The following is a 3,650-nucleotide window of genomic DNA, read 5'->3' as shown; positions in this document are numbered from 1 at the left end:
TAATTCAAGGAGCATTTAGAATATTGAAATTAAGTAAATAACAAAAAAACACTAACCACAACAACGGCTATAATTCATTTTGGCTAAACCCTACTTTAAATATTTATTCTATTTTTAAAACAGAGAACCAGGTTAAAGGCTAAACCTGGCAGCTCGCCTTGCCCTCGTTAATTTTTTTTGCCAAGGGCAAAAAACCCAACGCTGGGCTCGCTGCTAAGTCAAAACAGAATCATAGCCAAGACCGTTAGCACCAATAAAATAAATGAAAATGAAAGAAGAAGTAGAACAGCAGTTAAATCTATCAAGTAGAAAAAGAAGAATAGCAGCATTTATGATTGACCATTTTGTGATGACATTCCTAATGGTTTCAATTGTCTTTTTGGCTCTCGGTCCAAATTTTATGGATGAAAATAATATGAGTAAATTGACAACCACAATGTTGGCTGTAATGCTTCCTGGATTTCTACTCTATTTCGCTAAAGATTCAATTAAAGGAATTAGTGTTGGAAAATGGGTTATGGGAATTATGGTTAGAGATGCCAACAATCCAAATGAAGTACCTTCTTTTGGTAGATTACTTGTTCGAAATTTGTTTATCATTATTTGGCCAGTTGAATTTATTGTTCTTGCTTCAAGTCAAGAAAAGAAACGACTTGGAGACAAAACTGCCAAAACTATTGTGGTTAAAAACCCAAATAAACCGACAAAACTGCCTAGGGTTTTAGCTTTAGTTGGAGTTGGAATTGCCTTTTTTACATTCACGTTTTTATTCGCTGGAACTGCAATGAAAAATTCTGATGCATACAAAGTAGCAATTAAAGAAATTGAACAAAATGAAGAAATTATAACGGAAACAGGTGGAATATCTGGTTACGGAATGATGCCGACAGGAAATGTGAGCATTTCAAACGGAAATGGTCAAGCTCAATTGGAAATAAAAATTCTTGGGAATGACAAAGACTTGAACGTCAGTGTGTATTTGACTAAAGAACCGAATGGAGATTGGAAACTGATAGAAATGAATAAATAAAGGTGCTAACACTGTATATGAAATCATAGCACCCTGCGGAATGCAACGCTTCATATACTAAACGTTACCTGCAAGCTAAAAAAACACTCTCTATGAAAGTAATTATGCTGATTTTAATGACATTCCTTTTAACCAGTTGCTCTGGCAGAGGTGATAAAAAAGGAAATTCAAATAACGAGTTTGTGGAAGTATATGAGGAACCTAGTCATCAACTTGTTTTTGAACATAAAGACTTTAAAATTATGGATATTCAAATAAAACCAGGTGATACAACTTTATTTCATCGACATAAAAATCCTATGTTTTATGTTTCGCTGGGTTGGCAAGAGAATGCATCTCAATTATTGAATGCGAAATGGATACAAGGTGATTCTGAAGAATGGCCAACAGGAGAAATGGATGTGGATTCTTCTTATTTAACTAATCCAATAATTCATAAAGTTACTAATGTCGGAACAAAACCCTCAAGACTAATTGGAATCTTAAACACTAGTGATGGATTAAAATCTAATAATGAATCCAATACAACTCAATTTACTAATAAATGGTTTCGCTCAAAACGGATTGAACTGAACGCAAATGAGGAACTTGATTACCAACAATTAGAATTTCCGACTATACTGATTAATGTTTCTGAGAATGATATTGAATTAACAAAAGAAAATATAACTAGTAGTCATAAATTGAAATGGCTAGTCGTTGAAGAAATGACCCAATTGAAAAATTCAACAAATAATCAAATTGAAATGATTCAAATTGAGGTTTTGAAATAAAAGCCAGCAGGTAACAACGGCTATAATTCAGCGCTGCTTTAGTACTTCCTTGAAATTTCCTACATTTAATTAAAACAAGGAACTGGCTAAAATGTGAAGCGGTCAGGGCTCGCTTTTGCCGACGTTAATTTTTCCTGCAAGGCAGGAAACCCACCGCTGAGCTTCGCCCTTAACACCGCGCCGAGATCATAGCCAAGACCGTTAGGTTTCATACCTTAAAAACAAAAATCTATTTCTATGAAAACAATCATCTTTTTTTTACTATTCTTTGCCAGTTGGAACATAAACAATGACTTTGGACAAATCCATAAAAGCATTGATGGAAACTTTATCGAAGTTGAAAAAAGTGATTTCGATGGTCTTTGGATTAATGTTAATGAAGAAAGGCCAGGTATAACCAAATGTAAAATTTCTTACGAAAACAATAGTTTTATTGTGCAAATGTGGGGTAATTGTCAACCTCAGGACTGCGATTGGGGAGAAAATATTACCAATGAGGTGAAAAAAGGAACCAATAAATTTGAACTAATTTGGGATTCTGGATTTGCTGAAAGCTCAATAACCTACGAAATCATTAACGGTCAACTTAAAATGATGCAAAAAAGACATTTTAAAGATAATTCAGGTCGACAAGATTATGAGATAGTCGAATATTTCGTAAAACAATAGGTACGAAAACCTAACAACGGCTATAATTCAGCGCTGCTTTCTCAATACTTTGAAATTTCCTACATTTAATTAAAACAAGGAACTGGCTAAAATGTGAAACGGTCAGGGCTCACTTTTGCCGACGTTAATTTTTCCTGCAAGGCAGGAAACCCGACGCTGAGCTTCGCCCCTAACGCCGCGCCGTAATCATAGCCAAAGCCGTTGGCAACAACCTATTTAATTCTTACCAAGATAAAATCCCAATTATTTTCTATTTGGTTGAGTTACCATTCCATTGACGCTAAATGATGCACTGCCTACTTCAGGATTAAAAAATCCCGTAGTATTAGCTGATCCCGTAGCACCAGAAAACTTGCCAAATCCTTCAATAATTTCATAACTGCCACTGGCTGGACCTGATAAACTAATAGTTGATTGACCTAATAATCTAACTCCATCACCATTTTTGTTTTTTAAAGTAATGTCAAGTATAGTTATTACTTTAGGGTCTTCCGGATCATCAAAATTTAAATTACAATCGACTACTAACAATGGACTCTTGTCACGGTCCAAAATGCCCAAATGCGTTGCATTTCCTTCCACTGCATTAATTTCTGGAACAGCAACCTCTGCATCCGATGGTATACACACTATTAGCTCCGGACCATTTGGAGTTGATAATAAATTGCCTTTAAAGGGCACCATTTTAACATCATTTTTTTTAGAAATAGATGCCTTTAGATCTAGTGATTCAATTGCTAATTCATCTTTTGTGCAGGATAGAGTTAAAAGAAATGATAAACTTGTTAAAATAATTTTTGTGGTCAATTTCATAATATATGTATTTAGTTAATAATTACTGTCGGGTGATATTTAGGTGATTAATTGATTTTTAATATTATGCTTCCATAAACAAACACTTAAAATTACTTTCTATCAAATAAACCAACAATGATTTTGATCAGCTGGTCATTAAACTGGAAATAATTCGAAAAGGCAGTTGCCAACAACGGCTATAATCCAGCTGGGCTTTCAACTTCATTTAAAATTCCTACATTTAATAAAAACATAACTGGCTTAAATCTCAACTGCTGTCAAAGAAGCCGTAATCATAGCCAAGACCGTTGTGCGCAATATTAAATCATATCCAAATGGAATTAGAAAAAGACCGAGTAATTGTTGCTAGTGATGTCCAGCGA

Annotated in this window: 4 protein-coding genes; 3 read left to right on the top strand and 1 reads right to left on the bottom strand. The window is 34.4% G+C overall.

Annotated elements, in window-relative coordinates; translation table 11 throughout:
* The first annotated feature begins 268 nt into the window (after positions 1-268).
* The 3 genes from AB8P51_RS15150 to AB8P51_RS15140 all read left to right on the top strand — a co-directional run bounded on the left by AB8P51_RS15150 (position 269) and on the right by AB8P51_RS15140 (position 2,472).
* A complete protein-coding gene (locus AB8P51_RS15150) occupies positions 269-1,030 on the top strand; it encodes an RDD family protein (protein ID WP_369749719.1) in 762 nt (253 codons plus the stop codon).
* A gap of 92 nt (positions 1,031-1,122) precedes the next feature.
* Complete coding sequence (locus AB8P51_RS15145) at positions 1,123-1,803, top strand: hypothetical protein (protein WP_369749718.1); 681 nt, start codon at positions 1,123-1,125, stop codon at positions 1,801-1,803.
* A gap of 237 nt (positions 1,804-2,040) precedes the next feature.
* The gene (locus tag AB8P51_RS15140; protein ID WP_369749717.1) at positions 2,041-2,472 is read left to right on the top strand and encodes a hypothetical protein; all 432 of its coding nucleotides are present in this window, start codon (positions 2,041-2,043) and stop codon (positions 2,470-2,472) included.
* 243 nt (positions 2,473-2,715) lie between these two features.
* Here AB8P51_RS15140 and AB8P51_RS15135 read toward each other — a convergent pair whose 3' ends face one another.
* A complete protein-coding gene (locus AB8P51_RS15135) occupies positions 2,716-3,285 on the bottom strand; it encodes a hypothetical protein (protein WP_369749715.1) in 570 nt (189 codons plus the stop codon).
* Positions 3,286-3,650 lie beyond the last annotated feature (365 nt).

The sequence above is a fragment of the Muriicola sp. SD30 genome (genome assembly GCF_041205185.1).
GTDB lineage: Bacteria > Bacteroidota > Bacteroidia > Flavobacteriales > Flavobacteriaceae > Muriicola.
The sequence above is the reverse complement of the archived record's forward strand: the minus strand, read 5'-3'. Positions and strand labels throughout refer to the sequence as shown.

Bases quoted from the DNA above. Each gene is read 5' to 3' on its own strand.
- AB8P51_RS15150 (WP_369749719.1), top strand. From the start codon at position 269: ATGAAAGAAGAAGTAGAACAGCAGTTAAATCTATCAAGTAGAAAAAGA.
- AB8P51_RS15135 (WP_369749715.1), bottom strand. From the start codon at position 3,285: ATGAAATTGACCACAAAAATTATTTTAACAAGTTTATCATTTCTTTTA.
- AB8P51_RS15145 (WP_369749718.1), top strand. From the start codon at position 1,123: ATGAAAGTAATTATGCTGATTTTAATGACATTCCTTTTAACCAGTTGC.
- AB8P51_RS15140 (WP_369749717.1), top strand. From the start codon at position 2,041: ATGAAAACAATCATCTTTTTTTTACTATTCTTTGCCAGTTGGAACATA.